Source organism: Streptomyces sp. NBC_00663, from assembly GCF_036226885.1.
Classification (GTDB): domain Bacteria; phylum Actinomycetota; class Actinomycetes; order Streptomycetales; family Streptomycetaceae; genus Streptomyces.
This window is the reverse complement of record NZ_CP109027.1, coordinates 3,760,259-3,781,915: the sequence shown is the minus strand read 5'-3', so window position 1 is coordinate 3,781,915 and position 21,657 is coordinate 3,760,259. Positions and strand designations below refer to the sequence as shown.

Genomic DNA, 21,657 nt, shown 5'->3' with positions numbered 1-21,657 from the left:
CCGGCGACGTTCGCCGGTGGGGGTCGTACGGCCTGCCCGGCACGGTAGCCAACTGGTGTGGCCCCTGTGAAGGTTGATGTCCGATAGGCCCGATACATTTTTGTGACCTTGGGTGGGCAAGGGGGCTGATCATTCGGTTTCTCACGGAACGTGACGGAGCAGTCCTGGAGGGTGAGAGGGCCCGACTTCTCGGGGCGGCGGCGGGGTGTCAGTGGGGAGCCCTAGACTCGGAGAGCGATGACAGGCCTCTTTGACGACAGCTTCCTGGCGAACCTCCAGGCCCCCCAGGGGCACGAGGAGGAACCCCCGCCGCCGCCCGAGGACGAGCACGGACCGGAACCGGACCACGTTCCGGACGATCTGTTCGGCGGGAAGTTCGACGTGCCCCCGGACCGGGACGGGTACTACCGCGACGGCGCCCCGCGCCCCGCCCTGGACGCGGCGGCGCTGATCGAGGGGCTCAACGAGAACCAGCGGGCGGCCGTCGTCCACTCCGACACCCCGCTGCTCATCGTGGCCGGCGCCGGCTCCGGCAAGACGCGTGTGCTCACCCACCGCATCGCCTACCTGCTGGCCGAGCGCAACGTGCACCCGGGCCAGATCCTCGCGATCACCTTCACCAACAAGGCCGCCGGTGAGATGAAGGAGCGTGTCGAGCAGCTCGTCGGCCCGCGCGCCAACGCGATGTGGGTCATGACCTTCCACAGCGCGTGCGTGCGGATCCTGCGGAGGGAATCCAAGAAGCTCGGCTTCACCTCGTCGTTCTCGATCTACGACGCCGCCGACTCCAAGCGCCTCATGGCCCTCGTCTGCCGTGACCTGGACCTCGACCCCAAGCGCTTCCCGCCCAAGTCCTTCAGCGCCAAGATCAGCAACCTCAAGAACGAGCTGATCGACGAGGAGGACTTCGCCGCCCAGGCCACCGACGGCTTCGAGAAGACCCTCGCCCAGGCCTACGCCATGTACCAGTCGCGGCTGCGCGAGGCCAACGCCCTCGACTTCGACGACCTGATCATGACGACGGTCAACCTGCTGCGCGCCTTCCCGGACGTCTCCGAGCACTACCGCCGCCGCTTCCGGCACGTCCTGGTCGACGAGTACCAGGACACCAACCACGCCCAGTACGCACTGGTGCGTGAACTGGTCGGGACGAGCGAGCACCCGGTCGACGTACCCCCCAACGAGTTCGACGTCCCGCCCGCCGAGCTCTGCGTCGTCGGTGACGCCGACCAGTCGATCTACGCCTTCCGGGGTGCGACGATCCGCAACATCCTCCAGTTCGAGGAGGACTACCCGACCGCGACGACGATCCTGCTGGAGCAGAACTACCGCTCCACCCAGACGATCCTCTCCGCCGCCAACGCGGTCATCGAGCGCAACGAGTCCCGTCGCCCCAAGAACCTGTGGACCAACGCGGGCGCCGGCGCGCGCATCACCGGGTACGTCGCGGACACCGAGCACGACGAGGCCCAGTTCGTCGCCGAGGAGATAGACCGACTGACGGACGCGGGCGATGCGAAGGCCGGCGATGTCGCCGTCTTCTACCGCACCAACGCCCAGTCCCGAGTCTTCGAGGAGATCTTCATCCGCGTCGGCCTGCCCTACAAGGTCGTCGGCGGCGTCCGCTTCTACGAGCGCAAGGAGGTCCGGGACGTCCTGGCCTACCTCCGTGTCCTCGCCAACCCCGAGGACTCGGTGCCGCTGCGCCGGATCCTCAACGTCCCCAAGCGCGGCATCGGCGAGCGCGCCGAGGCGATGATCGACGCCCTCTCGCAGCGGGAGAAGATCAGCTTCCCGCAGGCGCTCAAGCGCGTCGACGAGGCGTACGGCATGGCCGCGCGGTCGACCAACGCCGTGAAGCGGTTCAACGTGCTGATGGAGGAGCTCCGTACGATCGTCGACTCCGGCGCGGGACCGGCGACCGTCCTGGAGGCGGTGCTCGAACGCACCGGCTATCTCGCCGAGTTGCAGGCCTCCACCGACCCGCAGGACGAGACCCGGATCGAGAACCTCCAGGAACTCGCCGCCGTGGCCCTGGAGTTCGAGCAGGAGACGGCGGAGGGCGAGGAGTCCCCCGGGCTCGCCGCCTTCCTGGAGCGCGTCGCGCTCGTCGCCGACTCCGACCAGATCCCCGACGAGGACGAGGACGGCTCCGGCGTCATCACCCTGATGACTCTCCACACCGCCAAGGGACTTGAGTTCCCGGTCGTCTTCCTCACCGGTATGGAGGACGGCGTCTTCCCGCACATGCGCTCCCTCGGCCAGACCAAGGAACTGGAGGAGGAGCGGCGCCTGGCGTACGTCGGCATCACGCGCGCGCGGGAACGGCTCTATCTGACCCGCTCCTCACTGCGCAGCGCGTGGGGGCAGCCGTCGTACAACCCGCCCTCGCGCTTCCTGTCGGAGATCCCGGAGCAGCACGTGGAGTGGAAGCGCACGGGCGCCACCGCCGCTCCCGCGGGCCCGGTCTCGGGTGTCGCGTCCTCGCTGTCGTCCTCCCGCTCCCGCTCCTCTGCGCGGGGCGCGTCCGGCTTCGCCACGAGCCGCGCCTCGGACAAGCCGGTCGTCTCGCTCGCCGTCGGAGACCGGGTCACCCACGACCAGTTCGGGCTCGGCACGGTCATGGCGGTGAAGGGCACGGGTGCGAACACGGAGGCGACGATCGACTTCGGCGAGGCCAAGCCGAAGCGGTTGCTGCTGCGGTATGCGCCGGTGGAGAAGCTGTAGCGCTCCGTCGGGGGGCGGTTGTTCGGCTGCGGGCCGGTGGGGGCTGGTCGCGCGGTTCCCCGCGCCCCTTACGGGGCGCGATGCTTACGTCGGGTCCAAGCCGTGGCTTCTCAGCCACGGCAGCGGGTCGATCGCCGAGCCGCCCGCCGGGCGCACCTCGAAGTGCAGGTGCGGGCCGGTCGAGTTGCCGGAGTTGCCGGAGTACGCGATCGGGTCGCCGGCCTTGACCGTCGTACCGGAGGCGACGCGGTAGCTGGAGAGGTGGCAGTACCACGTCTCGGTGCCGTCCATCGCGGTCACGATCATCATGTTGCCGTAGGCGCTGTTCCACTGCGTGCGCACGGTGCCGTCGGTCGCGGACATCACCGTCGTGCCGTACGAGACCGGGAAGTCGATGCCCGTGTGCACGGACATCCAGTTGACGCCGGCCTGACCGTAGTAGGCGCTGAGGCCGTGCTGGGCGACCGGGAGGGCGAACTTGGGGCGCAGCCGCTCCTTGCGGGCCGCCTCCTCCGCCGCCTTCTTCTTCTCGGCCACCTGCTGGGCCTTGAGGTCGATGCGCTCCTGCGTACGGCTGGCCCGGTCGGCGAAGTCGTCGGCGCCCGCGGAGAGGGACTCCAGTTGGGTGTCGAGCTTGTTGTTCGCGGCGGACGGCTTGACGGACTTGGCCGTGGCGTCGGACGCGCTCGCCGAGGTGTTCTTGTCGTCGCTCAGGCCGCCCACGGAGGCGGCGGCGATCCCGGTGACACCCATGACGCACGCGGACGGCACGGCGATCTTCATCAGCGCGGAGCGCTTGGCGGGCGGACGGCGGCGGGAGCGGCCCGCGTTACGGGCGGCCATGCGGGAGCCCGGGGCAGGGGTGGGGTCTTCCTGGTCGTCGAGGAGCGGGGCGGCTGTGCCCTCGGGGCCGTCGGCTTCGGAGAGGGCGGGCAGCTCGCCGGTGGCGCTCAACTCGGCGTCGTGCTCGGCCGGTTCCTCGTAGGAGACCTGCTCGAACATCGCCGTCGATCCGTGGTCGACCGGCTCCGCGTGGGGCTGAGCGGTGTCCCCGCTGTCGGAGTTCCACTGGGTGGCGTCGTACGCCCCGGTGTCGAAGGCCTGCGTGCCCCATTCCCAGTGCTGGGTCTGGTCGGCCCCGCCCGCCGACCGGTCGGGCTGGAGCCAGGCGTTGGCGTCCCACTGACCACTCGCGTCCACCGCGCCGGCCTGCGGCGGGATCGCGGAGAGCTGCTGATGCTCGCCGGTCCAGCCCGTCGTGTCGTACGCGCCCGTGTCGTAGGCGGCGTGGTGCTGGGCCGCGTACTGGTCGTAGTTCAGGGTCTGCTGACTGCCCGTGGCCCACTGATTGGCGTCGTACGACCCGGTGTTGTCACCGGGGAGACTGCCGAACAGGGGGTCGGTGTCGAAGTGGGCGGCGGTGGCCTGCGCGCCCGTGTCGTAGGTGTAGCTCGCGAAGTCGCCGTACTGGGCATCCTGCGTGCCGTACGACGCATAGTGCGCCGACGAAGCGTCAGAAGCCGGAGTCGGGGTGGTCATGGTCCCCGACGTGTACGGGTCGTTCACCAACTTCTCTTTCGCCTCGACAACAGGGGCTGCCAGAGCAGTGCGGTGACTGTACCCGGCGGTATGCGGGCACGACAATCTTCGGCAGGTTTCGCGCCCGAAGGAAACGGGCATTCGGCCGTGTTTCGGGGGACTGTGGGCGCGACTTTGGCTTTGTGTTCGAAGATTGTTCGATGTCGGACGGCTGTCCTGCGGCTGTCACGCCACTGTGAGGCCCCCGGTGTCGGCGTCGGCCGTGGCACCCGTCCGCGTGGCGTCGAGCGCCTGTCGTATCCCCGTCGCGACGGCCGGGTGCACGGGCAGAGCGAGATGCCCGATCCCGCTCACCTGGACGTTCTGCGCCAGCAGATCGGGATGGTCGATACAGGCGGTCTCCAACGGGTCCATCAGATGGTCGAGGTCGCTCCAGAAACTCACGAAGTGCGTACGGCAGCCCGGCGCGGGCCGGCTCAGCTCCTCGAGCACCGCGGAGCCGGGGCGCATCTGCCGCACGATCGGATGGGCGTCGGCCAGCGGGACCACCCGGGTGCCCGAGTGCGGGGTGCCGAGGGTGACCAGGGTGCGGACCCGGAGGTCACCGCCGAGGCGCTGCACGTAGTAGCGGGCGATCAGACCGCCCAGGCTGTGTCCGACGACGTCGACCTGACTGCTGCCGGTGCGCTCGCAGATCTCCTCTATGTGCCGGCCGAGCAGCTCGGCCGCGACGCGGATGTCGCAGGTCAGCGGGGAGTAGTTGAGCGACTCGATGGGCCGGTGCCCGTGCTGGGCGAGGTTGCGGCGCAGCAGGACGAAGACCGAGCGGTTGTCGATGAAGCCGTGCAGCAGGACGACCGGCGGCCTGGTCTCGGTCGGCAGCTGTGCGGTGCCGTCACGGGGCGCGGGGAGCGGCGCGGCCGGCGACCGGCGCTCCTGGGTGACACCGGAGGGGTAGAGGAGGAGGTGCCCCGCGAGGATCGCCAGCTCCAGGGCGGTGGCCTTCAGCAGCGCCACGGACAGGCCCGCCAGTCTGCCCGGGAGCAGGCGCTGACAGAGCGGAAGAAGGGGCTGCACTGCCCGGGTGACCTTCATGGCCGACCTCCTGTCGGCACGCTGGAGGACGCCTCTGTCCCCCGTGTGCCCTCGTGGGAAGCCGGGCTCGCGGCGGGCGGCGGGGCATGCGGACGCCTGGTCGGCCCTGCGTGCCCTTCGTCCCGCCGTCGGCACACCGCACCGCCACGGCGCGCGGCCCGCGGCGCGGTGGTACGGAGACCTCGTTGCGGCTCCCGTTGCGCTTGCTCCCGCTGCGGTACGGGGGCCGCAGGGTGCTGCGGCCCGGGTGCCGCAAAGACTTGGAACGGTGCGCGGCTGACGTGTCCCACCGTGTGATTTCCCCCTCGGTCCGCACCGCGAAACTGCCGGTTGCGGGATGCTGGAGATAACGTTCGTTCACTTCCTCGCACACTGTGGTGTGAGGTTGCCGAAGGCGCTTCATGGAGGCAGTGATGGGTGTGGCAGCCGGTCCGATCCGCGTGGTGGTGGCGAAGCCGGGGCTCGACGGCCACGATCGCGGGGCGAAGGTGATCGCGCGGGCGCTGCGCGACGCCGGTATGGAGGTCATCTACACCGGCCTCCACCAGACTCCCGAGCAGATCGTCGACACCGCGATCCAGGAGGACGCCGACGCGATCGGCCTGTCCATTCTCTCGGGCGCCCACAACACTCTCTTCGCGGCCGTGATCGAGCTGCTCAAGGAGCGCGAGGCGCAGGACATCCTCGTCTTCGGCGGCGGCATCATCCCCGAGGCGGACATCGCACCGCTGAAGGAGAAGGGCGTGGCGGAGATCTTCACGCCCGGCGCGACCACCCAGTCGATCGTGGAGTGGGTCAGGGAGAACGTGCGGGAGTCGGCGGGGGCATAGGACGTCGACGACCGGCACGGGGCCGCGGGGGCGTGGCACCGTCACGGGGTCGCGGGGGCTCGGCGTTTCGGCTGAGGCGTGCCGGCGTGGGCGAACGGCTACGCCGGCCCCAGCTCCTGGAGCATCGCCGCCCGCAGCCGCAGCGTCGTGCCCAGCCGCTGGAACGCCTCCGCCCAGTAACCCCCGGCCCCCGGCGACGCGTCCTCCGTCTCGTCGGGCACCGCGAGCAGCCCGTCCAGCCGGCTCGCCTCCGCCGGATCGAGGCAGCGTTCGGCCAGCCCCATCACCCCACTGAAACTCCATGGATAACTCCCCGCGTCCCGAGCGATGTTGAGCGCGTCCACCACGGCCCGCCCCAGTGGTCCGGCCCACGGCACGGCACACCCTCCGAGCAGTTGAAACGCCTCCGACAGTCCGTGCGCCGCGATGAAACCGGCCACCCACTCGGCCCGTTCGCCCGGATCCAGCGTCCCGAGCAGCTTGGCGCGCTCGGCCAGCGACACCGCCCCGGGACCACCGGCCTCGGGCGCCGCGGGAGCCCCGAGCAGGGCCCGCGCCCAGCCGGCGTCCCGCTGCCGGACCGCCGCCCGGCACCACGCCGCGTGCAGTTCGGACTGCCAGTCGTCCGTCACCGGCAGCGCCACGATCTCCGCGGGCGTCCGCCCGCCGAGCCGCGCCGACCACGTCCCCAACGGGGTCGCCTCCACCAACTGGCCCAACCACCACGACCGTTCACCCCGTCCCGCCGGAGCCTTGAGTACGACACCGTCCCGCTCCATGCTCGAATCGCACTCGTGGGGCGCCTCAACGACGATCCACGGCACCTCGCGCGTACGGTCCACCGCCACGCACGCCGCCGCCCGCACCGCCATCCGCGCGGCGAGCGCCGACCCCGGCAGCGCCGAGAGCAGCTCGGCGGCCGTCGCCCGGACATTGCGGCTGCGGTCGGACAGCGCCTGCTCCAGGAACGGCTCGTCGTCCGCGCCCAGCCCCGTCCGGAGCGAGTCGAGGAACATCAGCCGGTCCTCGGCCCGCTCCGTCGCCCAGGTCGCCGACAGCAGCTCGCGCGCGACGGCGGGCTCGCGGGCCCGTATCGAGGCGAGCAGGGCGACCCGCTCGGCGAACAGGCCCTCCTGCCACAGTTGCCGGACCCGCTCCCCGTCCCGCGGCTGCGGCAGCGCCGCGTCGCCGCCCGGTGCCGCGCGCAGGGCGAACCGCCAGTCCGGGTTCAGCCGCGCCAGCCACACCGCGCGCGGCCCGGCGAGCGCCAGCGCCGACGGCCGCAGGTCCGTACGCCCCCGCGCGGCGTCCAGTAGCGCCGGCAATACCTCGGGGGGCGCCGCGAACCCCCGCGCGTTGGCCGCCGCGAGCCACTGCGGCAGCAGCTCCATGAGGTCCGGCGCGCTGCCCCTGCGGCCACCGCCACCGGTGCCGGGACGGTCGGCCAGGAGCAGCGCGAGCCTGCGGGCCGCGGCGGGGGGCAACGCGGGGCGCGGGTCCGCGGGCGCCGGTTCGGGACGCGCCGCCGCCCGCGCGGGCCGCAGCCCGGCGCGCCGTCGTACGGTCTCCGCCGCGGCCGCGTCCAGCAGCGCGACCGGAGCCTCCCGCCCCGGCGCCCAGACCGCCGACGGGCGCCGGTCGGTCCCCAGGAGCGCCACGGTGACGAGTTCCTCCCAGACGCCGATGGCCGGGGGCGCGGCCGGAACGGCGGCCGGCGGTTGGGTGGGGCCGGTGGGGGGTGTTTGGGCGGCTCTGGTGGTGGACGAATTCACCGGCGTGGGCGTCCTGTTCATACGAGTGCCTTCCGTCGGCGGGCGCGTGCGGTGGTGTGGGCGTTGCTGCCCGCGTACGTGATGTGGACGTTGTCGTCGTTCTCGAGGGCCTGGCTGCCGGCGTATGTGGCGTGGACGTTGTCGTCGTCGTGCGTGGAGCGGACGGTGAACGTGGCGCTGCCGGTGGTGTACGTGTGCGCTCCCAGGTCGGTCGGGTACGTCGGTGAGATCACGTCGGTCGGGTACGTCGGGTGCGTCGGGTAGGTCGGTGAGGTCGCGTCGGTCGGATACGCCGGTATGGGCGCGTCGGTCGGATACGGCCGCGTCAGCACAGCCGGACCGGTTCGCCCGGTCCCTCCGGCCAGGCCGTCAGCGGAGTGAAGCCGCGGTGGCCGCACTCGCCGAAGACCTTGACCGGGGCGCCGCCGGACAGGGCGACCAGGCGCCACAGGCCGGGGCGGGAGCGGGCGGCGGCGGTGAGCGGCAGAGCGGCCTCGCCGTCGGCGTCCGCGAGCTGCCAACTGTCGCCGTCCGGGGTCGGGACGACCTGGTCCAGGGTCACCGGGACCGACTCCAGCCACGGGTCGTCGCGAAGCGCCTCGCCGTAGCGGGCGGCGGCCCGGGTCGTCGTCATCCCCAGCGGTCGTATGGAGGACGGAGCCGGTGGCGCGAACTGTTCGGTCAGGGCCACGCGCGGCTGCCCGGCGCCCGGGTAGGCGGAGAGCTCCGCGTCCAGCGCCAGGCCCACCGGCAGAGCGAGTTCGGGAGCGCGGCCCGCGGCGCCGTAAGAGAGGAGCAGGGCGCTGCGGCCGGAGTCGGCGCCGTACAACCAGATGCGGCGGGTCGTCAGACGGGTGTCCGCCGTGTCGTACTGGGCGAGCACCAGCCAGTGGTCCCGTACCGCAGGGCCGTCCGGGGAGGCGGGCAGGCCGATACGGGAACGGACCGTCGCCGCCAGGCCATCCGGCAGGCGTTCGCGGTGCAGCCAGCCCTGGTCCAGGAGGTGGAGGAGAGCGCACTCCTCCAGCAACCGCACCGGCCAGCCGGGTCCCGAGGACGGGATCGCCCCCAACTCCCGCACCCGTGCCGCCAGTCCCGCGGCCTGGGCGTCGACCATGCGGGCCGCCGTCTCCTCCCACAGCCCGTACCCCGTCTGCTCCGCGCCGGCCAGCCCGCCGCGCAGCAGATCCATGAGGCGCTGCTCCAGCTCCGTCGCCCCCGCGGTGATCCGCTCGGCCCGACGCTCCGCCCGGCGCCGCGCCGCCTCCGGATCAGCTGAGCCGGACGGCGCCGCCCCCGCGTCCTTCTTCTCCTCCGCCCTCTTCCTTCTCCCCTCCATCCACTGCTCCGCCCAGTCCGGCGCCGACCCCCGCGGCACCGCACCGTCCTCGCCCGCCCAGAGCAGCAGCAGCCCGAGCGCGTGCTTGCACGGGAACTTCCGGCTCGGACAACTGCACTTGTACGCGGGCCCGGACACGTCCGCGATGTCCACGACCGTCTGATACGGCTTGCTTCCGCTGCCCTTGCACAGCCCCCACACCGTCCCCTCGTCGGAACTCCCCGCCTCGGACCACGGCCCCGCCGCCCCGAGTTTGCTTCCCGCTTTGCGTGACGCTGCGTCAGGCGCCAGTGCCAGCACCTGGTCCGCGGTCCAGCGCACCCCCTGCTGAGTCATGTCTTCGACGGTAGATCCCACCACTGACAATCGGTCCGAAGAGCAGGTCGGCCGACGCGTTGGCGAGCACGTTTTTGCAGGTCAGAGCGATTGTCAGTGGTGTGGTGCAAGGTGGGTGCCAGATCCGAGAACGGCAGAACCGGCCGAGCTGGAGGGGGACTTCGCCATGTCTGTGTCCGTTGAGCCCATGCCCGTGGAAACAGGGGAGACGACGCCTGCCCAGGCGTTGCGACCGCACGCCGAGGACGCCTTCGCCACAGAACTCGTCGCGCTGGCCGCGCAGGACGACCGCCCGCGCCCGGCCCGCTGGAAGCTGTCGCCGTGGGCGGTGGCGACGTACCTGCTCGGCGGCACCCTGCCCGACGGCGCCGTGATCACCCCGAAGTACGTGGGCCCGCGCCGCATCGTCGAGGTCGCCGTGACCACCCTCGCCACCGACCGCGCCCTGCTCCTGCTCGGCGTGCCCGGTACGGCGAAGACCTGGGTCTCCGAGCACCTGGCCGCGGCGGTCAGCGGCGACTCGACCCTCCTGGTGCAGGGGACGGCAGGCACACCGGAGGAGGCGATCCGGTACGGCTGGAACTACGCGCAGCTGCTGGCGAACGGCCCGAGCCGCGACGCGCTGGTGCCCAGCCCGGTGATGCGGGCCATGGCCGAGGGGATGACGGCGCGGGTCGAGGAGCTGACCCGTATCCCCGCCGACGTCCAGGACACGCTCATCACCATCCTGTCCGAAAAGACGCTGCCGATACCGGAGTTGGGGCAGGAGGTGCAGGCCGTCCGCGGCTTCAACGTCATCGCCACGGCCAACGACCGCGACCGCGGGGTCAACGACCTGTCCAGCGCCCTGCGCCGCCGCTTCAACACGGTTGTGCTGCCGCTGCCGGAGAGCGTCGAGGCCGAGGTCGACATCGTCTCGCGGCGCGTCGACCAGATGGGCCGCTCCCTCGACCTGCCGGCCGTGCCCGAGGGGATCGACGAGATCCGCCGTGTGGTGACCGTCTTCCGTGAACTGCGCGACGGGGTCACGGCCGACGGCCGGACAAAGGTCAAGTCGCCCAGCGGCACGTTGTCGACGGCGGAGGCCATCTCCGTCGTCACCAACGGCCTCGCGCTGGCCGCCCACTTCGGGGACGGCGTGTTGCGCGCCGGGGACGTGGCCGCGGGCATCCTCGGCGCCGTCGTCCGTGACCCCGCGGCCGACCGGGTCGTCTGGCAGGAGTACCTGGAAGCGGTGGTCCGTGAGCGCGACGGCTGGACGGACTTCTACCGCGCCTGCCGCGAGGTGAGCGGATGAGCGGCGACGACCTGGGATGGGGGAAGCTTGGCGGGGGCCAGGGAAGCGGCGGCTCGGCGGGCTCCGGCAGTTCGGGTGGCCCGGGCGGCACGGGCGGAGGACAGGGGTCGGCGGTTCCTGAGGGGAGGGGATGGTGTGACCGGCATTGACGGGGGCGAGGGCGAGGGCCGGGCGGTCGGCATTGACGGGGGTGCGGGCGAGGGGCGGGCGGTCGGCATTGACGGGGGTGCGGGCGAGGGTCGGGCGGTCGGTGGGGCGCCGTTGCTGCTCGGCGTACGGCACCACGGGCCCGGGTCGGCGCGGGCGGTGCGAGCGGCGCTGGACGCGGCTCGGCCGCGGGTCGTGCTCATCGAGGGGCCGCCCGAGGCGGACGCCCTGATCCCGCTGGCCGCCGACGCGGACATGCGGCCGCCGGTCGCCCTCCTGGCGCACGCCGTGGATGAGCCCGGCCGGTCGGCGTTCTGGCCGCTGGCCGAGTTCTCGCCGGAGTGGGTGGCGATGCGGTGGGCGTTGGAGCGTGAGGTCCCGGCCCGGTTCATCGACCTGCCGGCGACGTACTCGCTGGCGTGGGGAAGGGACGAGGCGGCTCACGGGACGGACGGGTCGGGCGGGACGGAAGCTGCCGAGTCGGTCGACGTCCGGGTCGATCCCCTCGCCGTGCTGGCCGAGACGGCCGGTTACGACGACCCCGAGCGCTGGTGGGAGGACGTCGTCGAGCATCGCAGCGGCGGCCAGGGGGATGTGTTCGGCCCGTTCCTCGCGTTGGAGGAGGCCATGGGGGCGCTGCGCGAGACGTACGGACACGGGGGCCATGACAAGGACCTCGTGCGGGAGGCGTACATGCGGCTCCAAGTGCGGGCGGCGCAACGCGAGTTCGAGGGCGGTGTGGCCGTCGTGTGCGGGGCGTGGCATGTGCCCGCGCTACGGCGGAAGGCGTCCGTCGCCGCTGACCGGGCGCTGCTCAAGGGGCTGCCGAAGGTCAAGGCGGACATGACGTGGGTGCCGTGGACGCATCGCAGGCTCTCCCGGGTCAGCGGCTACGGGGCGGGCATCGACTCGCCGGGGTGGTACGGGCATCTGTTCACCGCGCCGGACCGGCCGATCGAGCGGTGGATGACCAAGGTGGCGGGGCTGCTGCGGGCGGAGGACAGGCTCGTCTCCTCGGCGCATGTCATCGAGGCGGTACGGCTGGCGGAGACGCTCGCGGCGATGCGCGGGCGCCCGTTGGCCGGGCTGAGCGAGACCACTGACGCCGTGCGGGCGGTGATGTGCGAGGGCTCGGACGTACCGCTGTCGCTGGTTCACGACCGGCTGGTGGTCGGGGATGTGCTCGGCGAGGTCCCGCAGGGGGCGCCCGCGGTGCCGTTGCAGCGGGACCTGGATCGGGCGCAGCGCCGGCTGCGGCTCAAACCTGAGGCGCTGGAGCGGGAGTTGGAGCTCGATCTACGCAAGGAGACCGACGCCGGACGCAGCAGACTGCTGCACCGGCTGCGGCTGCTGGGCGTGGCGTGGGGTGAGCCGGTGGCGTCGCGGGGGAGCACGGGCACGTTCCGGGAGACGTGGCGGCTGCGCTGGGAGCCGGAGCTGTCGGTGCGGGTCGCGGAGGCCGGGGTGTGGGGCACGACCGTGCCGGCCGCGGCGACGGCCAAGGCGGAGGCGGACGCCGTCGGGGCGCCGAGCCTCGCCGACGTCACCGCCCTCGCGGAGCGCTGTCTGCTGGCCGAACTCCCGGACGCGCTCCCGGTGGTGATGCAGGTCCTCGCCGACCGCGCGGCGCTCGACGCGGACGTCGGTCATCTGGCCCAGGCCCTGCCCGCCCTGGTCCGCTCCCTGCGCTACGGCGACGTCAGAGGCACCGACACCCACGCCCTCACGGAGGTCGCCGAGGGCCTCGCCGAACGGATATTCGTCGGCCTCCCCCCGGCCTGCGCCGCCCTGGACGCGGACGCCGCCGAACAGATGCGACGCCATGTGGACGCGGTGCATGGGGCGGTGGGGCTGCTGGGTGATACGGGTACGGCGGAGACCGCGGCCGATCACGGAGACGTGGCCGTGGGGGAAGCGGGGGCCGGCCCGGGGCGCGCAGTGGCTCCGGGCCGTGGGCCCGGGGGGCTCCGTGCCCGTTGGCACTCCGTGCTGCGGGTGCTGAGTGGGCGGGACAGCGTGCCCGGGGTCGTCCGGGGGCGGGCCGTGCGGTTGTTGCTCGATGACGGGGAGCTGGCGCAGGACGAGGCGGCGCGGCTCATGGGGCTCGTGCTGTCGCCGGGGACGCCACCGGCGGCCGCGGCGGCCTGGATCGAGGGGTTCGTCGGAGGGGGCGCCGGGGGCGGGATGCTGCTCGTGCACGACGAGCGCCTGCTCGGCCTGGTCGACGCCTGGCTGGCGGGGGTGCCGGCGGACGCCTTCACGGACGTGCTGCCGCTGCTGCGCAGGACCTTCTCTGCCTACGAGACGGGGGTGCGGCGGACACTCGGCGAACTGGTCCGGCGGGCACCGGGCGAGCGACGTGGCGGGGCGGGCGGCGGTGCCGGCATCCCCGGTTTCGCGGCGGACCTCGATGCCGCGCGGGCGGACGCGGTGCTGCCGGTGGTGCGGCTGTTGCTGGGGCTGGACGGCGTTCCCGTTCATCGGGGCGTCGACGACAACGAGCTTGCGGGGGTGGCGAGATGACGACCGAGCGGATGAGCGGACCGGGAGCGAACGCCGAGGGCGCGGACACGGTCACGGACGGGCGGGGCGCGGAGCCGCCGACGACGAGCGTGCGGGTGATGCCACTCTGGGCGCGCCCCCTGGCGGAACCGGAGGAGCCGGGGTGGTCCATGGCAGGGCAGGCGGGGGCGGGGTGGAACGCCGCACCGCGTGATCCGGCATCAGGGCGGTCGGGGTGCGGGACTGCTGCCCGGCAGGCTCTGACGGGTCGGTCCCGCAAGGGGGTCGGCGTATGACGGGCGTGGTGGTGGACCCGGTGCAGGAGCGGTTGCGGCGGTGGCGGCTGGTGCTCGGTGGGGATGCGGCGGACGGGACCGGGTGCACGCTCTCCGGGCAGGACGCCGCCATGGACGGGGCGCTTGCCGCGTTGTACGGGAAGGGGGACCGGCAGGGGCAGTCGGGGCGGGACCGTTCGGCGGGGCTGGGGGCCTCGGCGCCGGCCGTGGCGCGCTGGCTCGGCGACATCCGGACGTACTTTCCGTCCTCGGTCGTGCAGGTGATGCAGCGCGACGCCATCGACCGGCTCGGCCTTGCCACGCTGTTGCTGGAGCCGGAGATGCTGGAGGCGGTGGAGGCCGACGTGCATCTCGTCGGCACGCTGCTCTCGCTCAACAAGGCGATGCCGGAGACGACGAAGGAGACGGCAAGGGCGGTCGTGCGCAAGGTTGTCGAGGATCTCGAGCAGCGGCTCGCCACCCGGACCCGGGCCACCCTCACCGGCGCCCTCGACCGCAGCGCCCGGGTCAACCGGCCCCGCCACCACGACATCGACTGGAACCGCACGATCGCGGCCAACCTCAAGCACTACCTGCCGGAGTACCGGACGATCGTGCCCGAGCGGCTCATCGGTTACGGGCGGGCCTCGCGGTCGGTGAAGAAGGAGGTCGTCCTCTGCATCGACCAGTCGGGGTCGATGGCGGCGTCGGTCGTGTACGCGTCCGTGTTCGGGGCGGTGCTCGCCTCCATGCGGTCCATCGACACGAGACTCGTCGTCTTCGACACCGCGGTCGTCGACCTCACCGACCTGCTGGACGATCCCGTCGACGTTCTCTTCGGCACCCAGCTCGGCGGCGGCACGGACATCAACCGGGCGCTCGCGTACTGCCAGTCGCAGATCACCCGGCCCGCGGAGACGGTCGTCGTGCTGATCAGCGACCTGTACGAGGGCGGCATACGCGACGAGATGCTCAAGCGGGTCGCGGCGATGAAGGCCTCGGGCGTGCAGTTCGTGACGCTGCTCGCGCTGTCCGACGAGGGGGCGCCGGCCTACGACAGGGAGCACGCGGCGGCGCTCGCCGCGCTGGGCGCACCCGCCTTCGCCTGTACGCCGGACCTGTTCCCTGAGGTCATGGCGGCGGCGATCGAGAAACGGCCGATTCCGGTGCCGGAGGGGTGATTTGTCGACCCGGTGACCATCGAATAGAGCCAGCAAAACGGACATGAGTACCCATCGGTAACAGGGGGCTTGCGCAACCTCCGCACTCCCGTGCGAGTATCGACGCCTCTTCTAGCTCGTCACGCGTGATGTGTTCCGCCGTACGGGAGGACCCACCCGTCTTGACCTGGTCAGCCGCGCTGCCTGGTGCCGCCCTGCGCGTGTTGCGCACGGCGGTGGGGCGGCGTGCGCTGCAAGTGGTCGTGCTGGTGGGCGGGTTGTTCGCGCTCGGCTTCCTCTGCGGGGAGCGGGCGAGCGCGGCGGAGGGTCTGCCCACGGCGACGTCCGTGGTGACGTCCGTGACCTCGGCGACCGCCACGGGCGGTACGGCCGAGGACAAGGTGCTCCGCCCGGTGACCGAGCAGGTCGTCGGAGCCGTGGACGGCAAGGTCGTACAGCCGGTCGGTGACCTCGTGGAGACCGTCACCGATGAGCTGGCCGAGGTGCCGGAGCAGGTGCCGCCGCTGTCGTCGTTGCCGAGCCTGCCGTCCTTCCCGTCCGCGCCTGAGCTGCCGGCCGTACCGGTGCCGCCGGTGCGGACCCTGCCGGCGCCGGTCGTGGAGACGCCCCGGCCGGACGCCCCGGCGCAGGGCTCGACCGTCGGACACGACTCGATCGACGGACACGACTCGATCGACGGACACGGTTCGACCCGTGGACACGACTCCGGCAAGGCGGCCGAGGCCGCGCGTACGGTCATCGGCGACTACGGCCCGCCGTCCGTCGCCGGTTCCCTCGCGACGGGTACGCCGGCCCGGGCGCACGGACATCGTGCCGCCGTGTCGGCCGGGTACGTCCCCGTGCAGCCGGCGCCCGTGGGTGACCAGGGCTGGGCTCTGGGCCATCGGCCCGGCGTGGACAACGGCTCGTCGCGGCACGGTGACGCCCAGGCCGTGTCCCTGAACGACCGGGCACCGCTGCGGCTCGTGCCGGGCGGCATCGTGCGGGCCGACGCGGACGGCACGCGGGACAGGCACCGGGACATTCCGGTTTCCCCGGCCTAGGCAGGCGCTCCCCCCGCCGCCGACCTGCCGCGCGGGGGCGGACCAGGTCTGCCTGCCGGTCCGGGCCGCTTCTCTGCGAAGCGCCGCCGGACATGTCCCCAGCCACCCGAAGCCGGCCCGTACCCCCAGGGCCTTCGGACCTCCAGTTCCCGAGGATCTGACGTACTCATGAACAAGAACATCCGCCGCTCCATCGTCATAGCCGCCGGCGTCACCGGCGCGTGGGCGCTCGGCTCCAGTGCCGCGAGCGCCGACGAGCTGCCGGCCTCCTCCCTCTCCGTCCCGGACACGACGACGGACCTCACGAACGGCGTCACCGACACGGTCTCGGACACCCTGACCGGCGTGACCGACACGGTCGACGGCGTCGTCTCCGGCGTGACCTCCACGGTGGAGGACACGGCCGCGGACGCGACGGCCGAGGCCACCGCCACCGCCCAGCAGACGAAGCCCGTCACCTCCGTCCCCGCCGCCGCGACCGCCCCGACCTCCAAGGCGTCGAAGATCAAGGGCGCCGCGGCGATCCAGGGAGCGAAGGCCGCCCGAGCCGCGCAGGCCCAGCAGAACCGGGCGTTGGCCCAGGCCAGGACGCCGGCCAGCGAGACGGTCGGCCACGCGCAGACCACCGCGCGGGCCGCCGCCCGAACCACCCTCTCCGACGCGGGCACCCCGCAGGACGAGGTCGACTACCTCTTCGGACCCCTCGTCGCGTTCGCCCCGGAGCTGGAGCGGGCCCTCGCGGGCGCCCAGACCAAGCTCCAGGGCGCCCGGTCGGCGGCGCGCACCCAGGCGCAGGGCGTCGACGGCGTCGTACGGACGAAGGCGCAGCAGGTCGTGGCGGGCGCGGGCCGCACCACGTCGGCCACGACCGCCACCGCGCACTCGGCCCTCACCGGCGCCGAGGGCCGGGTGGCCGACGCACACGAGCATGCCCTCGGCACCGCCACCGCCCTCCCCACCGCCCTCGCCCCCATCGCCGCCGAGACCACAGCCACAGCCGTCCCGCCACTGGCCACCACCGCGGTGAACGGCATCGCCCCGCTCGCCGCCGCCACAGTCACCGGCGTCGTCCCGGTCGCCACTGACGCCGTCACCGGCGTCAGCCAGGTCGCCGCCGCCACAGTCACCGGCGTCGTCCCCGTGGCCACCAACACAGTCGCCGGCGTCAGCCAGGTCGCCTCCGCCACCGTCACCGGTGTCCGCCAAGGCGCGGTCGGTGTCGTCGGCGATGTGCCCCCGTATGCCACCGGTCTCGTCGGGCAGGTCGCCGTGGATGTCACCGGTGCCGTGCTCCCGCCGGTCGCGAACACCGCCGTGCGCGGGGTGGTGCCCGTCGCGGGGCAGGCCGTGGTCGACGCGGGGGCGCTGGCGTACGGCGTGACGGGGGATGTGCGGGAGACCGTCGGCGGGGTGGCCCCGCTCGCGTACGGCGTGGCCGGGCACGCCACCGGTCTGGCGTCCGGCGTGACCCAGGACGTGGCTCCGTTCGCGTACGGCGTCGCGGGCGCGGTCGAGCCGGTCGTCGCGTTGGTGCAGCCGGTCGTCCAGGGCGTCGGCGGCAGCGCCGAGGCCTTCGCGTACGGCGTCACCGGGGATGTCGCTCCCTTCGCGCACGGCGTCACGGGCGACGTGGCGCCGACCGTCGACGCGGTCGCGCCCGTCGTCGGGCACACGGTCGACGGTGTGACTCCCGTCGCCGGAAACGCCGTCACCGGTGTCCAGGGTGTCGCCGAGTCGATCACCCCGGGATACGCCCAGCACCCGTACGGGACGCAGTACGGCGTCTGACCCTCGACTCCGCGAGGACGCACGCCCCGGACGGCCGAAAGCCAACGGCTCGTCCGGCGTGGCCCCTCGCGGTCGGAGCCGGGCGGTCCCCATTGGGGTGGGGATCATCGGCTCCGCGCCCCTAAGGGGCTGTTCAGGGGGCCTCACCGGGTCAACCCCAGCCCGGTGAGGCCCTTTCGCCTGTGTTCCGAAGGCCTCACATACGGCACGCCGTGCCAGTGAGGGCGGCATCATGTGACAGGTATCACCGCTCAGGTGTGACCCTCGATTTAGGGGCCCTCCGCAACCAGCGATAACCTGCGAGACGGACATGCCGCGCGCTCGGACACCGTGTGCGCCTCCCTTGTGACACAGACAGTGGTCGGACGTCACGTTGCCCTCGCGGCACGCCCACGCAGACAACGAACCGCGAGATCACTGATAGGGACGGAAGCGCGTGGACCTGTTCGAGTACCAGGCGAGGGACCTCTTCGCCAAGCACGATGTACCGGTGCTGGCCGGTGAAGTCATCGACACGCCTGAGGCGGCCCGCGCAGCCACTGAGCGTCTCGGTGGCAAGTCCGTAGTCAAGGCCCAGGTGAAGGTCGGCGGCCGTGGCAAGGCCGGTGGCGTGAAGCTCGCCGCCACCGCCGACGAGGCCGTGGAGCACGCCACCAACATCCTCGGCATGGACATCAAGGGCCACACGGTCCACAAGGTGATGATCGCCGAGACGGCCCCGGAGATCGTGGAGGAGTACTACGTCTCCTACCTCCTGGACCGTGCCAACCGCACCTTCCTCTCCATCGCGTCCGTCGAGGGCGGCATGGAGATCGAGGAGGTGGCGGAGACCCGCCCCGAGGCCGTCGCCAAGACGCCGATCGACGCCAACGTGGGTGTGACCCCCGAGGTCGCCCGCCAGATCGTCGAGGCCGCGAACTTCCCGGCCGAGGTGGCCGACAAGGTCGAGAACGTCCTGGTCACCCTCTGGAAGACCTTCATCGAGGAGGACGCCCTCCTCGTCGAGGTCAACCCGCTGGCCAAGGTCGCCTCCGGCGAGGTCATCGCCCTCGACGGCAAGGTCTCCCTCGACGAGAACGCCGAGTTCCGTCAGCCGGAGCACGAGGCCCTCCAGGACAAGGACGCGGCCAACCCGCTCGAGGCCGCCGCCAAGGAGAAGAACCTCAACTACGTCAAGCTCGACGGCGAGGTCGGCATCATCGGCAACGGCGCGGGTCTCGTCATGAGCACCCTGGACGTCGTCGCGTACGCCGGTGAGAACCACGGTGGCGTGAAGCCGGCCAACTTCCTCGACATCGGTGGTGGCGCCTCCGCCGCCGTCATGGCGAACGGCCTGGAGATCATCCTCGGCGACCCCGACGTCAAGTCGGTCTTCGTCAACGTCTTCGGTGGCATCACCGCCTGTGACGAGGTCGCCAACGGCATCGTGCAGGCGCTTCAGCTGCTCGCCGACAAGGGCGAGGAAGTCACCAAGCCGCTGGTCGTCCGGCTGGACGGCAACAACGCCGAGCTGGGTCGCAAGATCCTCTCCGACGCCAACCACCCGCTGGTCCAGCGCGTGGACACCATGGACGGCGCGGCCGACAAGGCCGCCGAGCTCGCGGCTGCGAAGTAAGGGAAGAGGGACAGAACAGCCATGGCTATCTTCCTGAACAAGGACAGCAAGGTCATCGTCCAGGGCATGACCGGCTCCACGGGCATGAAGCACACCAAGCTCATGCTCGCCGACGGCACGAACATCGTCGGTGGCGTGAACCCGCGCAAGGCGGGCACGACTGTGGACGTCGACGGCACCGAGATCCCGGTCTTCGGCACCGTCGCCGAGGCGATCGAGAAGACGGGCGCGAACGTGTCCGTCCTCTTCGTGCCGCCGGCCTTCGCCAAGGCCGCCGTGGTCGAGGCGATCGACGCCGAGATCCCGCTCGCGGTCGTCATCACCGAGGGCATCGCGGTCCACGACTCGGCGGCGTTCTACGCCTACGCCGTGTCGAAGGGCAACAAGACCCGCATCATCGGCCCGAACTGCCCCGGTCTCATCACCCCGGGCCAGTCCAACGCCGGCATCATCCCGGGCGACATCACGAAGCCGGGCCGCATCGGTCTGGTCTCGAAGTCCGGCACGCTGACGTACCAGATGATGTACGAGCTCCGTGACATCGGCTTCTCGTCGGCCGTCGGCATCGGTGGCGACCCGGTCATCGGTACGACGCACATCGACGCGCTCGCCGCGTTCGAGGCTGACCCCGACACCGACCTGATCGTGATGATCGGTGAGATCGGTGGCGACGCCGAGGAGCGCGCGGCCGCGTTCATCGCGGAGAACGTGAAGAAGCCGGTCGTCGGCTACGTCGCGGGCTTCACCGCGCCCGAGGGCAAGACCATGGGCCACGCCGGCGCCATCGTCTCCGGCTCCTCCGGTACGGCCGCCGCGAAGAAGGAGGCCCTTGAGGCCGCCGGCGTCAAGGTCGGCAAGACGCCGACCGAGACGGCGAAGCTGGCGCGCGAGATCCTGGCCGGCTGAGCAGGTATACAGCTGACCGTCAGTGGGCCCGTTCCCCGGGGTGGGGGCGGGCCCACTGCGCGTTGTGAGTCGGGTGCGGGTGCGTTGTGGCTGGTCGCGTAGTTCCCCGCGCCCCTGAAGGCACCTCCACTGGACCGGCCTTTTTTTGGGGCGCCCGCGGTCAACGACTCAGCGGTGTCAGTCTCACCGGACCGCTCGTCATCTCCCCTCGCAGCTTCTCCCGCAGATCCACCTCCGCCTCCGACAGCGGACCCTGCGCCACCCTCTCCGGCACCCCCTGAATCTCCGCGCCCGGCGCGATCGGCGGCTCGTAATGCGTAGGTGCCGTCCGGACCGTCAACGCCGTCGTGCCGATCAGCGCCACCGTGAACGCGATCGCCGCCCGGGTCCAGAAACGGGCCCTGCGTTCGCTCCCCGTCCGCACCACCGGCGGCTTCGCCGCGCGCAAGCGCTCCGTGGCGGCGAGTTCGGTCAGCCGGCGGTGCAGCTCGGCGGGATCGGAGAGCTCCGGCAGCCGCGCGGCGATCGCCTCGCGCGCGTTCATCAGCCGCCCGGCCGCCGCCGGCGTGCTCGCCTCCGTCTCCGCCGCCGTCTCCGGCAGGTCGAGGCCGACACCGTCGTACAGCACGAGCGTGCGCCGCTGGGGCGTCGGCAGACGTAGGAGTACGGCCATCAGGGCGCGGTCGGAGGCGTCGGCGGGCGGGGCCTCCGGGTGGCGGTAGCGGGGGCGGAAGCGGTGCCAGGGGGAGAGGGCGTACTCGTACGCCGTGGCCCGCACCCAGCCCGCCGGGTCACGGTCGACCGCCACCTCCGGCCAGCGCTGCCAGGCCAGCTGGAACGCCCGCTCGACTGACTCGCGGGCCAGCTCGCGCCGCCCGGTGAGCAGATAGGCCTGGCGGACGAGGGCGGGAGCGCAGAACGCGTAGAGCGCGTCGAAGGCCTGAGCGGGGGTCAGGGGAGGGGCCGGCGGGGCCGGTTCCACGAGCGTCTCCTGAGGTTCCGTCACCTCGGGCCGCCGGGGCTCCTCTTCTTCCGCCAAGGTGCCCAGCAGCTTCGCGTACACCTCCCGCTTGCGTCCGCGGGGATTCGTACGGCCGGACTCCCACGCACGGACCATCTCCCGGGTGACCCCCACCCGTTCGGCGACCTGAGCCTGCGTCAGGGACCCGGCCTCGCGCAGGCGTCGGCGTTCCTTGGGCGAGGGGAGCGGGGTTGCAGGGCTCTGCTTCACGGGGCGCCCTTTCGTACGAAAAAGTACATAGTCG

At 72.2% G+C, this 21,657-nt stretch carries 15 protein-coding genes; 9 read left to right on the top strand and 6 right to left on the bottom strand.

The window, feature by feature from the left end; genetic code table 11:
• Positions 1–237: 237 nt before the first annotated feature.
• The gene (gene pcrA / locus OG866_RS17050; protein WP_329335625.1) at positions 238–2,727 is read left to right on the top strand and encodes a DNA helicase PcrA; all 2,490 of its coding nucleotides are present in this window, start codon (positions 238–240) and stop codon (positions 2,725–2,727) included.
• A gap of 84 nt (positions 2,728–2,811) precedes the next feature.
• Here pcrA and OG866_RS17045 read toward each other — a convergent pair whose 3' ends face one another.
• Together OG866_RS17045 and OG866_RS17040 are read right to left on the bottom strand one after the other, a co-directional pair.
• Entirely contained in the window at positions 2,812–4,266 is a 1,455-nt protein-coding gene (locus OG866_RS17045; protein ID WP_329335623.1) for a M23 family metallopeptidase, read from the bottom strand.
• Positions 4,267–4,491: 225 nt separating this feature from the next.
• Positions 4,492–5,361 (bottom strand): lipase family alpha/beta hydrolase, encoded by an 870-nt coding sequence (locus tag OG866_RS17040; protein ID WP_329335621.1) that lies wholly within the window; start codon positions 5,359–5,361, stop codon positions 4,492–4,494.
• 413 nt (positions 5,362–5,774) lie between these two features.
• On the opposite strand from OG866_RS17040, the gene OG866_RS17035 reads away from it, so the two are divergent.
• A complete protein-coding gene (locus tag OG866_RS17035; RefSeq protein WP_329335620.1) occupies positions 5,775–6,191 on the top strand; it encodes a cobalamin B12-binding domain-containing protein in 417 nt (138 codons plus the stop codon).
• 98 nt (positions 6,192–6,289) lie between these two features.
• Here OG866_RS17035 and OG866_RS17030 read toward each other — a convergent pair whose 3' ends face one another.
• Genes OG866_RS17030 through OG866_RS17020 form a run of 3 tightly spaced genes read right to left on the bottom strand, consistent with a single transcriptional unit; the run spans position 6,290 to position 9,638 of the window.
• Complete coding sequence (locus OG866_RS17030; protein ID WP_329335619.1) at positions 6,290–7,984, bottom strand: DUF5691 domain-containing protein; 1,695 nt, start codon at positions 7,982–7,984, stop codon at positions 6,290–6,292.
• Positions 7,981–8,295 (bottom strand): hypothetical protein, encoded by a 315-nt coding sequence (locus OG866_RS17025; protein ID WP_329335618.1) that lies wholly within the window; start codon positions 8,293–8,295, stop codon positions 7,981–7,983. The genes OG866_RS17030 and OG866_RS17025 overlap by 4 nt, the downstream gene beginning before the upstream one ends.
• Complete coding sequence (locus OG866_RS17020) at positions 8,289–9,638, bottom strand: SWIM zinc finger family protein (RefSeq protein ID WP_329335616.1); 1,350 nt, start codon at positions 9,636–9,638, stop codon at positions 8,289–8,291. Before OG866_RS17020 ends, OG866_RS17025 begins: the two co-directional genes overlap by 7 nt.
• 166 nt (positions 9,639–9,804) lie before the next feature.
• Between OG866_RS17020 and OG866_RS17015 the strand changes: the two genes are divergently transcribed.
• The 7 genes from OG866_RS17015 to sucD all read left to right on the top strand — a co-directional run bounded on the left by OG866_RS17015 (position 9,805) and on the right by sucD (position 20,392).
• On the top strand, positions 9,805–10,935 hold the full coding sequence (locus OG866_RS17015; protein ID WP_329335614.1) for an ATP-binding protein: 1,131 nt from the start codon (positions 9,805–9,807) through the stop codon (positions 10,933–10,935).
• Positions 10,936–11,070: 135 nt separating this feature from the next.
• Positions 11,071–13,605, top strand: a complete 2,535-nt coding sequence (locus OG866_RS17010) for a DUF5682 family protein (RefSeq protein ID WP_443063534.1) — start codon at positions 11,071–11,073, stop codon at positions 13,603–13,605.
• A 271-nt stretch (positions 13,606–13,876) separates the two neighbouring features.
• Positions 13,877–15,040 carry a VWA domain-containing protein gene (locus OG866_RS17005; RefSeq protein ID WP_329335613.1) on the top strand — a complete coding sequence of 388 codons (1,164 nt, stop codon included), beginning with the start codon at positions 13,877–13,879 and terminating at the stop codon, positions 15,038–15,040.
• Between the two features lie 161 nt (positions 15,041–15,201).
• On the top strand, positions 15,202–16,083 hold the full coding sequence (locus OG866_RS17000) for a hypothetical protein (protein WP_329335611.1): 882 nt from the start codon (positions 15,202–15,204) through the stop codon (positions 16,081–16,083).
• Positions 16,084–16,251: 168 nt separating this feature from the next.
• Complete coding sequence (locus OG866_RS16995) at positions 16,252–17,871, top strand: hypothetical protein (RefSeq protein ID WP_329335609.1); 1,620 nt, start codon at positions 16,252–16,254, stop codon at positions 17,869–17,871.
• A gap of 436 nt (positions 17,872–18,307) precedes the next feature.
• Positions 18,308–19,486 carry an ADP-forming succinate--CoA ligase subunit beta gene (gene sucC / locus OG866_RS16990; protein ID WP_329335608.1) on the top strand — a complete coding sequence of 393 codons (1,179 nt, stop codon included), beginning with the start codon at positions 18,308–18,310 and terminating at the stop codon, positions 19,484–19,486.
• A gap of 21 nt (positions 19,487–19,507) precedes the next feature.
• Positions 19,508–20,392: a succinate--CoA ligase subunit alpha gene (gene sucD, locus OG866_RS16985; RefSeq protein WP_329335605.1), complete on the top strand. Its 885-nt coding sequence runs from the start codon at positions 19,508–19,510 to the stop codon at positions 20,390–20,392.
• A gap of 160 nt (positions 20,393–20,552) precedes the next feature.
• On the opposite strand, the gene OG866_RS16980 is transcribed toward sucD, so the two are convergent.
• Entirely contained in the window at positions 20,553–21,623 is a 1,071-nt protein-coding gene (locus OG866_RS16980) for a helix-turn-helix domain-containing protein (RefSeq protein WP_329335603.1), read from the bottom strand.
• Between the last annotated feature and the right edge of the window lie 34 nt (positions 21,624–21,657).